Source organism: Sphingosinicella sp. (genome assembly GCF_052388015.1).
Taxonomy (GTDB): Bacteria; Pseudomonadota; Alphaproteobacteria; order Sphingomonadales; family Sphingomonadaceae; genus Allosphingosinicella.
Window position 1 is genome coordinate 1 of record NZ_JBQTIN010000006.1, and the last position, 15486, is coordinate 15486.

Annotated in this window: 18 protein-coding genes and 1 pseudogene; 10 read left to right on the top strand and 9 right to left on the bottom strand. The window is 67.3% G+C overall.

What is annotated here, in order from left to right; translation table 11 throughout:
- A partial coding sequence (gene yihA / locus ACT4N3_RS00200; protein WP_444853185.1) for a ribosome biogenesis GTP-binding protein YihA/YsxC occupies positions 1–461 on the top strand: 461 nt, incomplete at its 5' end.
- A 94-nt stretch (positions 462–555) separates the two neighbouring features.
- On the opposite strand, the gene ACT4N3_RS00205 is transcribed toward yihA, so the two are convergent.
- Positions 556–1320, bottom strand: a complete 765-nt coding sequence (locus tag ACT4N3_RS00205) for a hypothetical protein (protein ID WP_444853186.1) — start codon at positions 1318–1320, stop codon at positions 556–558.
- 52 nt (positions 1321–1372) lie between these two features.
- Positions 1373–2185 (bottom strand): annotated as a pseudogene (locus tag ACT4N3_RS00210) (ion transporter).
- A gap of 83 nt (positions 2186–2268) precedes the next feature.
- On the opposite strand from ACT4N3_RS00210, the gene ACT4N3_RS00215 reads away from it, so the two are divergent.
- The 3 genes from ACT4N3_RS00215 to ACT4N3_RS00225 are packed head-to-tail and all read left to right on the top strand — an operon-like array spanning position 2269 to position 4471.
- Complete coding sequence (locus ACT4N3_RS00215) at positions 2269–3297, top strand: S66 peptidase family protein (protein WP_444853187.1); 1029 nt, start codon at positions 2269–2271, stop codon at positions 3295–3297.
- 54 nt (positions 3298–3351) lie between these two features.
- Complete coding sequence (locus tag ACT4N3_RS00220; protein ID WP_444853188.1) at positions 3352–4017, top strand: glutathione S-transferase family protein; 666 nt, start codon at positions 3352–3354, stop codon at positions 4015–4017.
- Between the two features lie 10 nt (positions 4018–4027).
- A complete protein-coding gene (locus tag ACT4N3_RS00225) occupies positions 4028–4471 on the top strand; it encodes a nuclear transport factor 2 family protein (RefSeq protein WP_444853189.1) in 444 nt (147 codons plus the stop codon).
- Here ACT4N3_RS00225 and ACT4N3_RS00230 read toward each other — a convergent pair.
- On the bottom strand, positions 4465–4911 hold the full coding sequence (locus ACT4N3_RS00230) for a cupin domain-containing protein (RefSeq protein ID WP_444853190.1): 447 nt from the start codon (positions 4909–4911) through the stop codon (positions 4465–4467). The genes ACT4N3_RS00225 and ACT4N3_RS00230 overlap by 7 nt on opposite strands.
- A 35-nt stretch (positions 4912–4946) precedes the next feature.
- On the opposite strand from ACT4N3_RS00230, the gene dapE reads away from it, so the two are divergent.
- Positions 4947–6101 carry a succinyl-diaminopimelate desuccinylase gene (gene dapE, locus ACT4N3_RS00235; protein WP_444853191.1) on the top strand — a complete coding sequence of 385 codons (1155 nt, stop codon included), beginning with the start codon at positions 4947–4949 and terminating at the stop codon, positions 6099–6101.
- Between the two features lie 68 nt (positions 6102–6169).
- Here dapE and ACT4N3_RS00240 read toward each other — a convergent pair whose 3' ends face one another.
- The 3 genes from ACT4N3_RS00240 to ACT4N3_RS00250 are packed head-to-tail and all read right to left on the bottom strand — an operon-like array spanning position 6170 to position 8651.
- The gene (locus tag ACT4N3_RS00240; protein WP_444853192.1) at positions 6170–6706 is read right to left on the bottom strand and encodes a Smr/MutS family protein; all 537 of its coding nucleotides are present in this window, start codon (positions 6704–6706) and stop codon (positions 6170–6172) included.
- Positions 6687–7982 (bottom strand): murein transglycosylase A, encoded by a 1296-nt coding sequence (gene mltA / locus ACT4N3_RS00245; RefSeq protein ID WP_444853193.1) that lies wholly within the window; start codon positions 7980–7982, stop codon positions 6687–6689. Before mltA ends, ACT4N3_RS00240 begins: the two co-directional genes overlap by 20 nt.
- 45 nt (positions 7983–8027) lie before the next feature.
- A complete protein-coding gene (locus ACT4N3_RS00250; RefSeq protein WP_444853200.1) occupies positions 8028–8651 on the bottom strand; it encodes a Tim44/TimA family putative adaptor protein in 624 nt (207 codons plus the stop codon).
- A gap of 205 nt (positions 8652–8856) precedes the next feature.
- Here ACT4N3_RS00250 and secB point away from each other — a divergent pair, with 205 nt between their 5' ends.
- The 5 genes from secB (at position 8857) to ACT4N3_RS00275 (ending at position 13186) form a co-directional block, all read left to right on the top strand.
- Positions 8857–9396 carry a protein-export chaperone SecB gene (gene secB, locus ACT4N3_RS00255; protein WP_444853194.1) on the top strand — a complete coding sequence of 180 codons (540 nt, stop codon included), beginning with the start codon at positions 8857–8859 and terminating at the stop codon, positions 9394–9396.
- A 120-nt stretch (positions 9397–9516) separates the two neighbouring features.
- The gene (gene murJ / locus ACT4N3_RS00260; protein WP_444853195.1) at positions 9517–11094 is read left to right on the top strand and encodes a murein biosynthesis integral membrane protein MurJ; all 1578 of its coding nucleotides are present in this window, start codon (positions 9517–9519) and stop codon (positions 11092–11094) included.
- A gap of 11 nt (positions 11095–11105) precedes the next feature.
- The gene (gene trpS / locus ACT4N3_RS00265) at positions 11106–12101 is read left to right on the top strand and encodes a tryptophan--tRNA ligase (RefSeq protein WP_444853201.1); all 996 of its coding nucleotides are present in this window, start codon (positions 11106–11108) and stop codon (positions 12099–12101) included.
- A 97-nt stretch (positions 12102–12198) separates the two neighbouring features.
- A complete protein-coding gene (locus tag ACT4N3_RS00270; protein ID WP_444853196.1) occupies positions 12199–12849 on the top strand; it encodes a DUF4136 domain-containing protein in 651 nt (216 codons plus the stop codon).
- Positions 12850–13030: 181 nt separating this feature from the next.
- On the top strand, positions 13031–13186 hold the full coding sequence (locus ACT4N3_RS00275; protein ID WP_444853197.1) for a hypothetical protein: 156 nt from the start codon (positions 13031–13033) through the stop codon (positions 13184–13186).
- Between the two features lie 4 nt (positions 13187–13190).
- Here ACT4N3_RS00275 and dnaA read toward each other — a convergent pair whose 3' ends face one another.
- The 3 genes from dnaA to ACT4N3_RS00290 all read right to left on the bottom strand — a co-directional run.
- Positions 13191–14561 carry a chromosomal replication initiator protein DnaA gene (gene dnaA, locus ACT4N3_RS00280; protein ID WP_444853198.1) on the bottom strand — a complete coding sequence of 457 codons (1371 nt, stop codon included), beginning with the start codon at positions 14559–14561 and terminating at the stop codon, positions 13191–13193.
- A gap of 419 nt (positions 14562–14980) precedes the next feature.
- Positions 14981–15244 carry a 30S ribosomal protein S20 gene (rpsT, locus tag ACT4N3_RS00285; protein WP_444853199.1) on the bottom strand — a complete coding sequence of 88 codons (264 nt, stop codon included), beginning with the start codon at positions 15242–15244 and terminating at the stop codon, positions 14981–14983.
- 94 nt (positions 15245–15338) lie between these two features.
- A partial coding sequence (locus tag ACT4N3_RS00290) for a zinc finger domain-containing protein (RefSeq protein WP_444853202.1) occupies positions 15339–15486 on the bottom strand: 148 nt, incomplete at its 5' end.

Genomic DNA, 15486 nt, shown 5'->3' on the forward strand with positions numbered 1-15486 from the left:
AGAGCCTGGCGCGGACCTCGAACACGCCGGGCCGGACGCAGGAGCTCAATTTCTTCGACGTCGGCGAGCCGCTTCGGCTGCGGCTGGTCGACATGCCGGGCTACGGCTTCGCCAAGGCGCCGAAGGATGTCGCCAAGCGCTGGCGCTTCCTGGTCAACGACTATCTCCGAGGCCGACAGGCGCTGAAGCGGGCGCTGGTGCTGATCGACTCCCGGCACGGCATCAAGGACGTCGACCGCGAGATCATGCAGATGCTCGACGACGCGGCGGTGAGCTACCGGCTGGTGCTGACCAAGGCGGACAAGGTGAAGGCGACGGAGCTTGAGGCGGTGACCGCCGCCACCGAGGCCGAGGCACGCAAGCGCCCGGCCGCCCATCCCGAGATCATCGCGACGTCGAGCGAGGGCGGGCTGGGCATGGATGCGCTGCGGACGGCGGTGCTGGAGGCGGCGCTTGCATAGTCCCAAGCGACCGCTTTCGACCCATTGCCGCAGTTCCCAATTCGATTAAATCAATCCGATGTTTGCGTGGCTCGCTGGCCGAAAGCGGATTCGTTTACAGCCTAACCAAATCCCCCACCGGAGGCGGCGGCAAAGCGGTTAACGTATCAAGCCGTTTCCATTCGTCATTGCGCTGGCGCATCTCCGCTACCTTGGCGTTCGCATCATTACCGAACACCATGTCGGCGAACCCCTTATCTTTCACGCTATAGCTCTTGGCCCAACCAAGAAAATGATTCCAAATGTGGGTTGCATGGCCAAGGCAATCGGAAAGCATCAACTGCCCGATTGCTTCAGCGTCGTTTAGCAGCCGCCATGAACCCGGAACCGGATGTCCGCCCAACTCACAATGAAAGCTATAGTCGGCACTGCGGAAGTGACCGTCAGCCGCCTTACGAAGCTTGGCTGGCCTGAAGAACGAATGCCGTTCCTCGCGCGTGCTGCGCAGCCAACGTTGGCATTCTTCGTCGTTCTTTTCGAACGCCCAGGCCAGATATTCAACCTCAACAAGCTGTCGGACAAGTGCCGCACCGGCGTAGTGACGGTGACTGTTCACCAAATCGGCGCAACCCGATACAAGTTCGCTCGCAATGCGTAGCAGCATCGCAACTGCCACCACGGCGTCGTCACCATGCCCAAACGGTGAAACGCCGTTGCGCCGGTCGGAACCAAGTATGTGACCACAGACGAACAGCTTCTCACCCAAGCACTTGAACGTATCAGCGGTGAATGCCGCAAAACTCGATCGTGCGGCGATGCTCGATGAATCAACCGCCGCTCGTCGAATAGCTTCGCGCTGTAAATCGAGATCATTGTTCACACGACTCTCTCCGGACCCCCCGCTTCAACGCCGCTCCACAGGCATCGAAAGATCACGCCTTGGAAGACCCGCGCAATGCCTCGATCTCGCGGCGCAGGGCGCGCAGCTCGTCGAGGATCTGCCGGGTGTGCATTTCCTCCTCGCCCTTGAGGTCCTCCGCGACCTGCGACTGCATCGCGTTGACGACCACGGCGATGAACAGGTTCAGCACCATGAACGTCGCGATCAGCAAATAGGTGACGAAGAAAATCCAGGCATAAGGCGACTGGGCCATGACGCCGCGCGCGATGTCCGGCCAGCCTTCCACCGTCATCACCTAGAAGAGGGTGAACATCGAAGCGCCGAGACTACCGAAGAATTCCGGCGCGATTCCGCCGAACAATTGCGTCGCCATGACCGCCGAAACATAGAGCACCAGCGCCATCAGGGCGATGATCGAGGCCATGCCCGGCAGCGCCGCGAGCAGGGCGCTGACCACCCCGCGCATCGAGGGCACCATCGAGACCAGCCGCAACAGGCGCAGCACGCGCAGCGCGCGCAAGATGCTGAACGCTTCGCTCGCCGGCATCAGCGCGATCCCCACGATCACGAAATCGAACACGCGCCACGGATCGTGGAAGAAGCGGCCGCGATAGACGAAGATGCGGAGCAGCAGCTCGGCCACGAACACGCCCAGCACGGCGCGGTCGATGATCTCGAGCGCATGGCCGAAGCGCGCGACGAACGCGGGAAAGGTTTCGAGCCCGAGCGTGATCGCATTGGCGATGATCAGCACGATGATCGCCTGATCGAAGCGCGGATGCTCGATGAACGCGCGCACGCGCTCACGCAGGCCTTGTGCCGGTTCGGAAATACTCTCGTTCATGCGTTGCGCCCCCCGTCCGCAAGAATCAGATCTTCGCGCTCTTCGGATAGCCTATTCGATCCTGTCTGCGATATGGCCGTTCGATGTTGAGTCGACGCACCATGATGCAGGCGATAGGGGCGCTGATGCTGCCCGCCGCCGGGATTTCCGCGGTGCTGCCGCCGAGGCGCCGGCCCCGCAGGCTCCGGCGCGGCGACGTTGTCGGCCTCGTCGAGCCGGCCTATTTCACGCCCGACGCCTTCGATCTCGAAGCGATCCTGGCGACGATCCGCGCGATGGGGCTGGTCCCTCGCGCGGCCCCCAATGTGATGAGTCGCTACGGCTATCTCGCCGGTAGCGACGAAGAGCGGGCGGCCCACCTCAATACGATGTTCGCCGATCCCGAGGTGCGCGCCATCTTCGCCGTGCGCGGCGGCTGGGGCTGTGCGCGGATATTGCCGCTTCTCGATTTCGATCTGATCCGGGCCAACCCGAAGCTGCTGATCGGCTTCAGCGACATCACCGCGCTTCACCTGGCGCTCGCGGCGCGGGCCGACTTCCCGAGCATCCACGGTCCCAATGCGGCCAGCGCCTGGGGGCAGCTGTCGTGGGATTCCTTCCGTCGGCTCGCCTTCGACGCCGAGACGCCGACCTGGGCCATTCCGCCCGGTACCGAGGATCGGCTGGCGCAGCGGAACGGGCGAGCGCGCACCTTCCGGCCGGGACGCGCCACCGGTCCGCTGATCGGCGGCAACCTTACCGTCCTTTCGGCCTTGGTCGGGACGCCCTATCTGCCCAGCTTCGACGGCGCCATTCTGTTCCTCGAGGAAACGGAAGAGGCGCAGTACCGCATCGATCGCATGATGACGCACCTCGCTTTGGCGGGCATTCTTGGCCGCGTGGCTGGGGTGGTCTTCGGCCAGTGCACCGATTGCACTGCCCGAATCTCCTCGCTGGGCGGCTTCACCCTGTCCGAAGTGCTCGCCCATCACCTCGCGCCGCTCGGCGTCCCCGCCTTCCAGGGCGCGCTCTTCGGTCACGTCACCGACCAGTTCAGCCTCCCCGTCGGCGTGCGCGCCGAGATCGACGCGGCGGCGGGAACGATCCGTATGCTGGAGCCGGTGGTCGCCTAGACCCTACTTTGGCCGGGGTGACTCCGTGGGGCTCGCCGCGCTAGGACGCCGCCCATGCTCAAGCTCATCATCGGCAACAAGGCCTATTCCTCCTGGTCGCTGCGCGGCTGGCTCGCGGTGAAGCAATCCGGCCTGCCGTTCGAGGAGATCACCGTCCCGATGTTCGACCAGCAATGGGACAAACGGACGCAGGGCGACGAATTCGCGCCGTCCGGCGGCAAGGTGCCGATCCTGTGGGATGACAAGACGGTGATCTGGGATAGCCTCGCCATCATCGAATGGCTCGCCGACAAGACAGACCGCGCCCGCTACTGGCCGAAGGACGACGAAGCGCGCGGCATGGCGCGATCGATGGCGGCCGAGATGCATTCGGGCTTTGCGAACCTGCGCCGCGAGCTTTCGATGAACGTCCGCAAGCAATTCCCGACGCAGCCGCTCACCGAGCCGGTGCGGGCCGAGGTGATTCGCATCCTGGAGCTGTGGGCGCAGGCGCGCGCCCGGCATGGCGACGGCGGGCCCTATCTTTTCGGCACGTTCGGCGCGGCGGACATCATGTACGCGCCGGTCGTCACCCGCTTCGTCACCTATTCCGTGCCGGTGCCGCGCTTCGCCGCGACCTATATGCAGACGATCCTCGACCATGCCTGGATGAAGGAATGGATCGAGGCGGCGCAGGAAGAGCCCTGGGTGATCGAGCAATACGAGGCCCCCACCGCCTGAGGAGCATCAAATGAGTCTGTTGCTGGTCGCGTCCGTCGCGGGCGCGCTTTCCGCCTGCGCGCCCGGGCCCGCTCATGTGAGCGTCGAGACGCTGCGCGAGGTGGCGGACCGGTTCGACCGCGCCCAGCTGGCGCAGGATCGCGCTACGCTGGAGCGGATGACCGCGCCCGACCTCATCCTGATCGGCGGCGACGGCACCCGCCAGAACCGGCAGCAGTTCATCGACGGCTATTTCGGGCCGGGCCTGAGCTTCGAGCCCGCCACCGCCGCGGATCGCTACTTCATCCCGCTCGGTCCGGACGTGGGGATCGTCGGCGGCGAGGTGGTCATGCGCGGCACCAGCAACGGGACGCCGTTCGCCAGCCGAATCCGCTTTTCCGACACGTTCCGGCGGATCGACGGCGAATGGGTCGCGGTCCACCTCCAGGCGACACGGGTACCGGCCGCTCAGTAGGGCGTGCCGTCCTTGTGGCTGTAGCCGTCGGCAGTCCACTTCATGTCGATGTCTGAATAGAAGCCGCCGGCCTTCGCGTCGCCGGCGCTGAAGCAGATGAAGGTGCAGTCGGCAGCGCCGCGGTTGATCACGTTGTGGCCGTTGGCGACGCCCTTGGCCCAGGCCACGCAATCTCCGGGCCGCAGGATCGTCTCGCCTTCGTCCTCGATCAGCACCGCTTCACCGGCCAGCATAACGAGGAACTCGTCCTCGCCCTCATGCCAGTGGCGCTGCGAGGACCAGGCGCCGGGCTTCAGCATGACATGGCAGGCGCCCAGCTCGGTCAGACCGGCGATCGCCCCCAGCCGCCGCTTCCACCGCCCCTGCACCGGCTGATCGAAGGGCGGCGGGTAGCTGGTCGAGTTCTCCGGCATCATCGCGTCGAGATCGAGCTTCGGCATGGCGCTTCTCCCCGCCCGGATGCTAGGCGGCGGGGATGAGCGGAGCAATCGACCCTGTCGCCCTCGCAGAGCGCCTGATCGCCTGCCCCAGCATCACCCCGGCCAGCGGCGCCGTCTTCGACGTGCTCGAAGAGGTACTGAAGGATATCGGCTTCAGCGTGAACCGCTTCGTCGCCGGGGCGCCGCCGGACGGGCCGGTCGAGAACCTGTTCGCCACCCGCGGCAAGGGCGGCACGCATTTCGGCTTCGCCGGCCATCTCGACGTGGTGCCGCCGGGCGAAGGCTGGGCGAGCGACCCGTTCGCGCCTGAGCGGATCGGCGACCTGCTCCACGGCCGCGGCGCGGTCGACATGAAGGGCGGGATCGCGGCCTTCGTCGCCGCCTGCGCGGACGTGCGCGAGCATGACGGCACGATCAGCCTGATCATCACCGGCGACGAGGAAGGGCCGGCGACCTTCGGCACGCCGAAGCTGATGGAATGGATGGCCGAGCGCGGCATCGCTCCAGACATGGTCCTGATCGGCGAGCCGACCAGCGAGGCGCGGCTCGGCGACATCGTCAAGATCGGCCGCCGCGGCTCGGTCAACATGTGGATCGAGGTGCCGGGGACGCAGGGCCATGTCGCCTACCCGCACCGGGCCGACAATCCGGTGCCCAAGCTGGCTCGGGTGATCGACGCGCTGGAGGCCTTGCACCTCGACGACGGCAACGAGACGTTCCAGCCCTCGAACCTGGAGATCACCGCGGTCGAGACATCGAGCAAGGCGACGAACGTGATCCCCGGCACGGCGCGGGCCCAGCTCAATATCCGCTTCAACAACCTCCAACGCGGCGCGGATCTGGTCGCGCTTGTCCGCCGCACGGCCGAGAAAGCGGCGCCCGGATCGACGGTCGAGGCGAAGATCTCCGGCGAGGCGTTCCTGACGCCGCCGGGGCCGATCTACGACATCGTCTCGGCGGCGATCGAGGCGGAGACCGGCGAGAAGCCGCGCCTCTCCACCCATGGCGGCACGTCGGACGGCCGCTTCCTGATCGCGCTCTGCCCGGTGGTCGATTTCGGCCTCCCCAACGCGACGATGCACAAGCTCGACGAGGCGGCGGCGATGACGGACATCCGGGCGCTGCAGCGGATCTACGCCCGCGTCATCCGCTCGGCCCTTTCCTCCCCTCCCTCGCAGGGAGGGGATTGAGGGGTGGGTGCGAGCGACGCGAGCCCACCAGCTCGAGCGCCAAAGGCGCCTAACGACGCCACCCACCCCTAGCCCCTCCCTTGCGGGGAGGGGGATTTGGGCCTGCGCAGGATGATGTAGAGCGCCCCCGCGCCGCCATGGCGGGGATGGGCGCCGCGGACCGCCGCGATATCGCCGGCATGGCGGGAGACGTGCAGCCAGTCGTCCACCGCCGCCCGGATCGCGCCGCGTTTGCCCTTCGCCTCGGACGGCGGCTTGCCGGTGACGAGCAGCAGCAGCCGGTCGCCGCGCGCGATCGCCCGCTCCAGCGCGCGATCGAGCGCGGTCCAGGCGGTATCGAGATTGTGGCCATGCAGGTCGAGCGACGCGTCGGGTGACGCCAAGCCCCGCGTCAGCCGCTTGTCCCAGCTCCCATCCAGCGTCGTTCCGGGTCCGGTCGGGCGCGGCGAAGATATGGCTTTCGCGGGCGGTGGTCGGAGTGCGGTGGGCCCGGGCGACGGCGCGGTCGCCTGCTCCATCGCGGGCATCGAAACCGGCCGAAACGGGCGGACCGTTTCGACCACCCGGTTCCACAAGGCCTGCTCCTCAACGCTGAGCTTGCGCATCGCGGAGCCGCTCCCACGACGCGCGCGGAATCAGGATCAGCGCCCGGCCCCGCGACGCCATCCCACCGGCAACGGTCGCCGCCTCCGGTCCGGCGCCCCAGAAGGTGTCGACGCGATTGGCGCCCCGAATCGCCCCGCCGGTATCCTGCGCGACCCAGAAGCCGTCGGCGCGGGGATTGTCCATGTTCGAGAGCAGGACCGGCGCGCCGTAAGGCACGAAACGCGGATCGACGGCGACGCTGGCATTCGCGGTCACCGGCACGCCCAGCGAGCCCAGCGGCCCCGGCCCGGTCAGCTCGCGGAAGAAGACGTAGGAGCGGTTCTCGCGCATCAGCGCCCGGCCCGCCTCCGGATTGGCGCGGAGCCATTCGACGATCCGCTGCATCGTCACCCCGGTCGGGATGATGCCGCGCTCGCGCAGCAGGCGGCCGATCGGCGTGTAGGGATGGCCGTTCTGGCCGGCATAGCCGATCCGCATCACGCCGCCGTCCGGCAGCCGCAGCCGCCCCGAGCCCTGAATCTGGAGGAAGAACAATTCGATCGGATCGGCAGCCCAGGCGATCTCGATCCCACGCCCGGCGAGCGCACCCTCCTCGATCGCGGTCCGGTCGTGATGGGGAACGAAGGCGCCGTTTTCGTCGAGCCGGCCGCGACCGGCTTGGCCGGTCAGCGGATTGCGCTCCAGCAGATCGGGCGGGACGCGATAGACCGGCGTCTCGCAGCCGGGCCGGCGGGTGCGGCAGCCGCGGATTTCAGGCTCATAGTAGCCGGTCGCGAAGGCGGCGCCGTCGCCGACTTCTATCGTCACGAAATTGCTGGCGAAGAAGATGGCGGGCGGCGATGCCGGCGTCTCGCGCGCCTCGTCGCATAAGGCGCGCCAGTCTTCCGGCCGGGTCAGGCCCGAGGCGTCGGCCCGGTTCGCGATCGCCAGGCAGGAGACCAGGAAGGCGTCGAAGGCCCGGTGGAGCTGGGCGTCGCTCAGGCTGAGCTGCGCGACCGGAGGGCCGGCACGGACGCCGGCGGCGACGGCATTTTCGGGCGGTGGCGGGACAGGCGCTGGCGGCGGGGGGGAAACGGGCGCCGGAGCGGGAGGCGGCGTGGGCGGCGGCTGGGGCGCGGGAACGACTCGGGCGCAGCTGGCGAGAGCCAGGATCAGGCCGGCGAGGAGCAGGTTTCGGCGGTAAACCTGACAACTCCGACAGGTGCCATCGCCGCTGCGGCGCGCGCCGACGACAGGGAAGGAGGAACGAACGAGCCGTGGAAAGACGAGCGCCATGCCCGCCGGCATAGCGGCAGAGCACGGTTGTAGGAAAGCTTGGCCTCAGCCGACCTCGTCGGTATCGACGAGCAGCCAGTTCGGGTTGCCGCTCTTGAGGTCGCGGCGGAAGGTCCAGATCTCGTTGGTCTCGACCGCGTCGGAGAGAGAGCCCGCGACGACATGGCCCTCGGCGTCGCGCGTGACCGCGGCGACGAAGGCCTGGAAGCGCACGTCGATCTCCGCCGTCTTGCCGTTCAGTCGCGCCGCGTCGATCGTCGCCCGCTCGATATTGACCAGGCGGTTGTCGAGGACATGACCGGCCGCCTCGCGCTCGGCGATCGCGCTCTCGAACGCCGTCTTGACGTCCGGGCCGACGAGATGGCCGAGCTCTTCCTTGTCGCCCTTCCAATACGCCTCCAGGATCATGCCATAGGCCGCCTGCGCGCCATCCATGAAGCGGCCGACATCGAAAGCAGGATCGGCGGCGATGACCGCGCGGATGCCGTCCGCCGCGCCGGCGTCGAACACCATGCCGCTTTGCTCCGGCGTGACGGCAGGCGTGTCCGCCGTCGCGGGCGGATTGGCGACGCCCGGCACCGCGTCCGGCCGCGTCACCGGCTGCTGCTCATGGCCCGTGCGCTGGCCGAGCACGGCATAGAGCCGCAACCCGACGAACAGGGCGATCATCGCCAGCAGCACGATACCGATAGTCAAAGCGCTCACTCCTTGGAGCCTGTTACATAAGCGCGAAACAGCTACGTTTCAAATAACAATGGCTCGACCCGCCGCGCGGTTCCGGCGGTTGCGCGCCGAACGGACCGCTGCTACCCGCCCGCCACGCACGAACGGCGCTTTTCCAAGGCGCCCTCCAGCTCAATTCAAGGAACCCGAAATGGCCGAAGACGAAGGCGGAATCGACCCCAACATCATCGACACCAGCGATCTCGACAACGCCAATGGCGCGGGCCAGCAGGTCCAGGTCGGCGTCGTCGCCCAATATGTGAAGGATTTCTCGTTCGAGAACCCGAACGCGCCGGCCGTCTATCAATGGCAGGGCCAGCCGCAGACCGACGTCCAGTTCAACATCGGCGCGGCCAACGTCGGCCAGGACCTGCACGAGGTGACGCTGAAGATCGAGGTCAACGCCAAGGCCGAGCAGGGCACCGCCTTCCAGTGCGAGCTGCTCTATGCCGGCCTGTTCGTCCTCGCCAACCTGCCGGAGGAGCAACTTCAGCCCTTCCTGCTCGCCGAGGCGCCCCGCCTGCTCTTCCCGTTCGCGCGCAAGATCATCGCCGACGCGACCGTCGAGGGCGGATTCCCGCCGCTCAGGCTCGACCCGATCGATTTCGGCGGCCTCTATATGCAGGGCGCGGCCCAGCGCCAGGCGGAGCTCACCGGCGGCCAGGCCGGGGACGTGACCGGCCAGGCGTGACCATCCTGCCCCAAGCCGTCATTGCGAGCGAAGCGAAGCAATCCAGCGCCATAAGATGGATTGCTTCGTCGCTTCGCTCCTCGCAATGACGGGCTTTGGCCAGCTCCAGGGTTCGAACGTATGAACCTCCTGAAGGCGATCGGGACGATCGGCGGGCTCACCATGGTCAGCCGGGTGCTCGGCTTCGCCCGCGACATGATCGGCAGCCGGGTGCTCGGCGCCAGCCACGCCAATGACGCGTTCAACGTCGCCTTCACCTTGCCGAACATCTTCCGCCGGCTGTTCGGCGAAGGGGCGTTCGCGAGCGGTTTCGTGCCTTTGTTCAGCCGGCGGCTCGCCTCGGGCGGGCATGAGGACGCGCAGAAATTCTCCAACGAGATCCTCGCGGTGTTCATGCCGGCGCTGCTCGTCGTCACGATCGTCTTCGAGATCGCGATGCCGGCCTTCCTGTGGCTGATCGTCTCGGACTATGCGGCGACGCCCGGCAAGTTCGAGCTGGCGGTGGAGCTGACCCGCTACACCTTCCCCTATCTGGTCTTCATCAGCCTGGTGGCCCTGCTCTCGGGCGTGCTCAACTCGCTGACCCGCTTCGCGGTGGCGGCGTTCGCCCCGGCCCTGCTCAACATCGCCTTGATCGCGGCGCTGCTGATCGCGCCGGGCGGAGGGCCCGAGACGGTGCGGATGATGGCGCTTGCCGTGCTGGCCGGCGGAATCTTCCAGTTCGCCTTGTGCTGGGTCGCGGTGCGGCAGGCTGGCGTCAGGCTTCACTTCGGCCGCCCGCGGCTGACCCCGGCGGTCAGGGAGCTGATCGTCCTGATCGTCCCGGCGACGGCGGCGGCGGGCGTCTACCAGATCAGTCAGCTCTTCTACACCTTCTTCTCCTCGCGGCTGGGCGAAGGCGCGCTCACCAATCTCGGCTATGCCGACCGGCTGAACCAGCTGCCGCTGTCGATCATCGGCACCGCATTGGGCACCGCGATCCTGCCGACCATCAGTCGCTCGATCGAGCGCAAGGCGGACGCCGAGGCGGCGAACACCCAGGCGCGCGCGTTCGATCTCGCCATGCTGCTGACCTTGCCGGCGACGCTGGCGCTCGCGGTCGCGTCCGGGCCGATCATCGCGGCCCTGTTCCAGGGCGGGCGCTACACGGCCGAGGACGCGGCGATCACTGGCAACATCCTCGCCATCCTGGTCACCGGCCTGCCGGCCTATGTCCTGGTCAAGGTGCTCACCCCGGGCTTCTACGCCCGCAAGGACGTGAAGACGCCGGTGCGGATCGCCGTCGCCATCCTCGTCGCCAGCATCGTCGCCAATTTCATCCTGATTCCGGTGATGGGCATTTACAGCCTGGCGACCGTCACCTCGGCCGGGGCCTGGCTCAACATGGCCCTGTTGTTCGCGATCCTCGCGGCGCGCGGCCATTTCCGCATGCCCGGCTGGCTGGTCGGCCGGGTGGCGCGCCAGCTGGTCGCCGCGGCGGCGATGGCGGCGGCCCTCTATTTTCTTCAGCAGCCGCTCGCCGGCTATTTCGCCGCCTCGGCGGGACGGCGCATCCTTGCCGTCGGCGCGTTGGTCGGCGCGGGCGGCATCGTCTATTTCGGCCTCGCCTGGGTGATCGGCGGCATCGCCCGCGACGACTTCAGGGCGCTGTTCCGCCGCGCCACGCCGGAAGAAGTGCCGATCGAGGAGGGCGCATGACCGTCAAGAAGATGCGCGTCGTGTCCGGCATCCAGCCGACCGGCAACCTCCATCTCGGCAATTATCTCGGCGCGATCCGCCGCTGGGTGCGGATGCAGGACGAGGCGGAGTGCATCTTCTTCCTCGCCGATCTCCATGCGGTCACGGTCTACAACGATCCGGCCGAGCTCAGCCGCAACGTCAACGGCATGGCGGCGGCCTTGATCGCCTGCGGGATCGACCCGGAAAAGTCGCTGGTCTTCAACCATGCCCGGGTGCCGGCCCATGCCGAGCTTGCCTGGCTGCTCTCCTGCACGGCGCGGATCGGCTGGCTGAACCGGATGACCCAGTTCAAGGAGAAGAGCGGCAAGAATCGCGAAGGCTCCAGCGTCGGCCTCTACGCCTATCCGGTGCTGCAGGCCGCCGACGTGCTGCTGTACCAGGCGACCCATGTCCCGGTTGGCGAGGACCAGAAGCAGCATGTCGAGCTGATGCGCGACATCGCGCTCAAGTTTAACACCGATTATGACGTCGAGCTGTTCACCGCGCCCGAGCCGCATATCGGCGCGACGGCGGCGCGGATCATGAGCTTGCGCGACGGCAATGCCAAGATGTCCAAGTCCGACCCGTCGGAGATGAGCCGGATCAACCTCGGCGACGACGACGATATGATCGCGCAGAAGATCCGCAAGGCGAAGACCGATCCCGAGCCCTTGCCCGAGTCGGTCGAGGGGCTGGCCGGGCGGCCGGAGGCGCTCAACCTCGTCACCATCCATGCGGCGCTGACCGACGCCGAGCCGCAGGCGGTGCTCGACCAATATGCCGGCCAGGGCTTCGGCCAGTTCAAGCCGGCGCTCGCCGATTTGCTGATCGCCACCCTCGCGCCCATCCGCGCGCGGCTGCAGGATTTCGAGGCCGACCCGGCCGCGCTGGAGGCGATCCTCGCGGCCGGCGCCGCGAAGGCAAGCGAGCGGGCCGCGCCGACGCTGGAAGGCGCCTATCGGGCGCTCGGGCTGCCGCGGGGCTGACCCGGCGCTTTCAGCTCCTGTTCAGCGGAACTTTGCGAACGGCCAAGCCGTTCTTTCCGTGAGACAAATCGAGTCTCCGCCGTCAAAGGCCAAGACCATGATCAGGAAGCTTCTCCTCGCCCTCATGCTCCCGGCGGCGCTGGCGCTCGCCGGCTGCACGTCCAGTCTCACCGCGCGGGTCCAGCGTTTCAACGCGATGCCGCCGCCGGACGGGCAAAGCTTCGTCGTCGAGGCGGCCGAAGCCGAGGACCGCGGGGGGCTGGAGTTCCGCCAATATGCCGATCATGTCCGCCGGCATCTGACGGCGCTCGGCTATCGCGAGGCGGCTTCGCGCCGCGACGCCAGCCTGATCGTCACCCTGGGCTATGGCGTCGACCGCGGCCGGCAGCAGATCGACGAATTCCCCAATCCCTGGGGCTATCGCCGCTTCGGCCCGGCTTATTACAGCCGCTTCGGCTATTTCGGCCGGCGCCGCGCGCCCTTTTACTGGGGCTGGCACGACCCGTTCTGGGATCCGTTCGGCTATGACGTGACGGTCCGGACGATCTACACGTCCTTCCTCGACCTCGACATCCGGCGCGCGGCCGACAATCAGTCGCTGTTCGAAGGCTTCGCCGAGGCCCGTTCGGGCACCGACGAGCTTCCTGTCCTCGTCCCCAATTTGATCGAGGCGATGTTCACCGGCTTCCCCGGCAATAACGGCGAGCGAGTCAGGATCACGGTGACGCCCGAAAGGCAGCAGCGTTAGGCAGCCTTTCCCGGCCGGCCTGCTGGCGCCGCTGGCGGCGGTCGCCGTCTCGGGCTGCGTCACGACCGGGCAGGTCGTTTATGTCGACATCGACGGCAACAATGATTGCATCGTCACCCTCGGCGCGCGCGCCTTCGCGCTGCCAGACGATTCGGCGCTGCTGGCGAGGCGGTTGCACGGCATGGCGGCGGGCGGCGCCAGCGCGCTGATCGGGCCGCGCCCACCTCTGGCACGGCCGGGCTGCTGGGACGATGCGGTTGCCGCCGCCCGCGCCGCCCGCTTCCGGCGCATCGGCTTCTTCGAGCGCCAGCCGGAGCCGGAGCGGCGCGACGGCTGACGGCCTAATTCTCCAGCTGGCGGGTCAGCAGGCGGATGTCCGAATCGAGCTCGGGGTCCTGGGCGCGGAGCTTCTCGATCTGGCGGACGGCGTGGATCACGGTGGTGTGGTCGCGGCCGCCGAAGCGCCGGCCGATCTCCGGCAGCGAGCGCGGCGTCAGCTGCTTGGAGAGATACATCGCCACCTGACGCGGCCGGGCGACCTCGCGCGCGCGCCGGGCGCTGGTCATCTCCGCCTTGCGAATGCGGTAGTGGTCGCTGACGCGGGTCTGGATCTCGTCGATCGAGATGCGCCGCTGGTTGGCGCGAAGGATATTGGCGAGCACCTCGGCGACGAAGTCGAGGTCGATCGCCCGGTTCTGCATCGCCGCATAAGCCGCGATCCGGTTGAGCGCCCCTTCGAGCTCGCGGACGTTCGAGCTGATCCTTTTGGCGAGGAAATTGACCACCTCCTCCGGCAGGACGACGCCGGGCAGCTGCTCCAGCTTCTTGTGGATGATGTTGAGCCGGAGCTCGAGATCGGCCTGGTTGATGTCGGCGACCAGGCCCCAGGACAGGCGCGAGAGGATGCGCGGCTCGATCCCGTCGAGATCCTGCGGTGCGCGGTCCGAGCTGATCGCGAGCCGCCGGCCGGCCGAGATGATCTCGTTCATCGTGTGGAAGAATTCTTCCTGGGTCGATTCCTTGCCGGCGATGAACTGAACGTCGTCGATCATCAGCAGGTCTGCGGCGCGCAGCTGCTGCTTGAACTGGATCGTGTCGTTGGCGCGCAAGGCGGCGACGAACTCGACCATGAACTTCTCGGCCGACATGTAGATGATTCGCGCCCGCGGCTTCAGGCGGTGAAACTCATGCCCGATCGCGTGCAGCAGGTGCGTCTTGCCGCGCCCGGTGCCGCCGTGGAGGAAGAGCGGGTTGAACGCGACCTTGTCGGCGCTGGCCAGGGTCCGGGCGGCGTTGAAGGCGACCTCGTTCGCCTTGCCGACGACGAAGGACTCGAACCGGTAGCGCGGCTCGAGCGCGACCGCATAGAGGCCTGGGTCGGTCTTGGGCTGCTCGGCCGCCGGGGCTGGAATCTCGACCACCGCGGCGGTGGTCGGCGCGGCGGGGCCGACCTCGATGCGGATGCGCTTCACGCCCGGCAGGCGCGCCTTCCAGGCGAGCGCCAGCCGCTCGGCGAAATGGGTCTGCACCCAATCCGCCATGAATTGCGACGGCAGCTCGAGCCGCAAGGCACCCGAATCGCCATCGAAGCCGCCAAGCGCGATCGGCCTGAGCCAGCCGTCGAAGGTCCGTGCGCCGCAATCGCGGCGAAGATCGGTGCGAATCGCTTCCCAGGCGGCGACAACCGGATCGTCATGGGTGGTGACGCGCATCAGCCGAAAAACCCCCTCGTCTCTCTCCTCCGCCGTTCCCAGTCGGCGCTGCTTATCAGGCGCAAGTCTGGTCGTGCTGCGCATCACCCCCCGGTGCGCTGCATCCGAACGTCAGATTGCTGTTTGCGTCCGGTCAGGAGATTCGCCCGGCCGGAAATTTTGTTTTGGAAGCCTCGCGCCGCCCGATCAAGGGGGTAAAAATTCCGTGACAAAAATATTGCGGGTTGACATCGAAAAAACCCGGAACTCCGTCACTTTTATTTTTTCGTGTTTCTTTTCAGTACCCTGAGGCAGAGACGCGAGAACGGCTCACGCCGAATCGGCGCAAGCCTCTCCTCCATCCGAACTGTTGCGCGCGCGGCGCGAAAAAGCCCGCCGGCGATGCGCCGACGGGCCGATTGCCGAGCAAGCAGAGCGGCCTAGCCGAGCGCGACGAGACGCTTCGTCAGGCGCGACAATTTCCGCGCCGCCGTGTTCTTGTGAAAGACGCCTTTGGCCACGCCGCGCGCCAGCTCCGGCTGGACCCGCTTCAGGGCGGCCGCGGCCGCCTTCCTGTCGCCCCCGGCGAGCGCCGACTCGACCTGCTTGATGAAGGTGCGGATGCGGCTCACCCGCGCGCCGTTGATCTCGGTCCGGCTCGCGTTGCGGCGGATTCGCTTCTTTGCTTGCGGCGTATTCGCCATCTCTTGAAACCCTTGTCGCTGAAATGAAAACGGCGCGGTTTTCGCCCGCACCGATCGCGCGCCGCCCTACGCGCGGACGCCCGCAAGGTCAAGGTTAGCGCTGACAGGCCGGGCAGTAGAAGGTCGAGCGGCCCGAATCGACTCGCCGCCGGACGGTGGCGCCGCAATGGAGGCAAGGATGGCCCTCGCGGCCATAGACCCGCCAGTCGCTGGAGAAATAGCCGAGCTCGCCATTGGGCTGG

Bases quoted from the DNA above. Each gene is read 5' to 3' on its own strand.
- ACT4N3_RS00215 (WP_444853187.1), top strand. From the start codon at position 2,269: ATGTTGAGTCGACGCACCATGATGCAGGCGATAGGGGCGCTGATGCTG.
- ACT4N3_RS00270 (WP_444853196.1), top strand. From the start codon at position 12,199: ATGATCAGGAAGCTTCTCCTCGCCCTCATGCTCCCGGCGGCGCTGGCG.
- ACT4N3_RS00275 (WP_444853197.1), top strand. From the start codon at position 13,031: ATGGCGGCGGGCGGCGCCAGCGCGCTGATCGGGCCGCGCCCACCTCTG.
- ACT4N3_RS00250 (WP_444853200.1), bottom strand. From the start codon at position 8,651: ATGATCGCCCTGTTCGTCGGGTTGCGGCTCTATGCCGTGCTCGGCCAG.
- trpS (WP_444853201.1), top strand. From the start codon at position 11,106: ATGCGCGTCGTGTCCGGCATCCAGCCGACCGGCAACCTCCATCTCGGC.
- ACT4N3_RS00230 (WP_444853190.1), bottom strand. From the start codon at position 4,911: ATGCCGAAGCTCGATCTCGACGCGATGATGCCGGAGAACTCGACCAGC.
- rpsT (WP_444853199.1), bottom strand. From the start codon at position 15,244: ATGGCGAATACGCCGCAAGCAAAGAAGCGAATCCGCCGCAACGCGAGC.
- ACT4N3_RS00225 (WP_444853189.1), top strand. From the start codon at position 4,028: ATGAGTCTGTTGCTGGTCGCGTCCGTCGCGGGCGCGCTTTCCGCCTGC.
- dapE (WP_444853191.1), top strand. From the start codon at position 4,947: ATGAGCGGAGCAATCGACCCTGTCGCCCTCGCAGAGCGCCTGATCGCC.
- secB (WP_444853194.1), top strand. From the start codon at position 8,857: ATGGCCGAAGACGAAGGCGGAATCGACCCCAACATCATCGACACCAGC.
- murJ (WP_444853195.1), top strand. From the start codon at position 9,517: ATGAACCTCCTGAAGGCGATCGGGACGATCGGCGGGCTCACCATGGTC.
- ACT4N3_RS00240 (WP_444853192.1), bottom strand. From the start codon at position 6,706: ATGCGCAAGCTCAGCGTTGAGGAGCAGGCCTTGTGGAACCGGGTGGTC.
- dnaA (WP_444853198.1), bottom strand. From the start codon at position 14,561: ATGCGCGTCACCACCCATGACGATCCGGTTGTCGCCGCCTGGGAAGCG.
- ACT4N3_RS00220 (WP_444853188.1), top strand. From the start codon at position 3,352: ATGCTCAAGCTCATCATCGGCAACAAGGCCTATTCCTCCTGGTCGCTG.
- mltA (WP_444853193.1), bottom strand. From the start codon at position 7,982: ATGGCGCTCGTCTTTCCACGGCTCGTTCGTTCCTCCTTCCCTGTCGTC.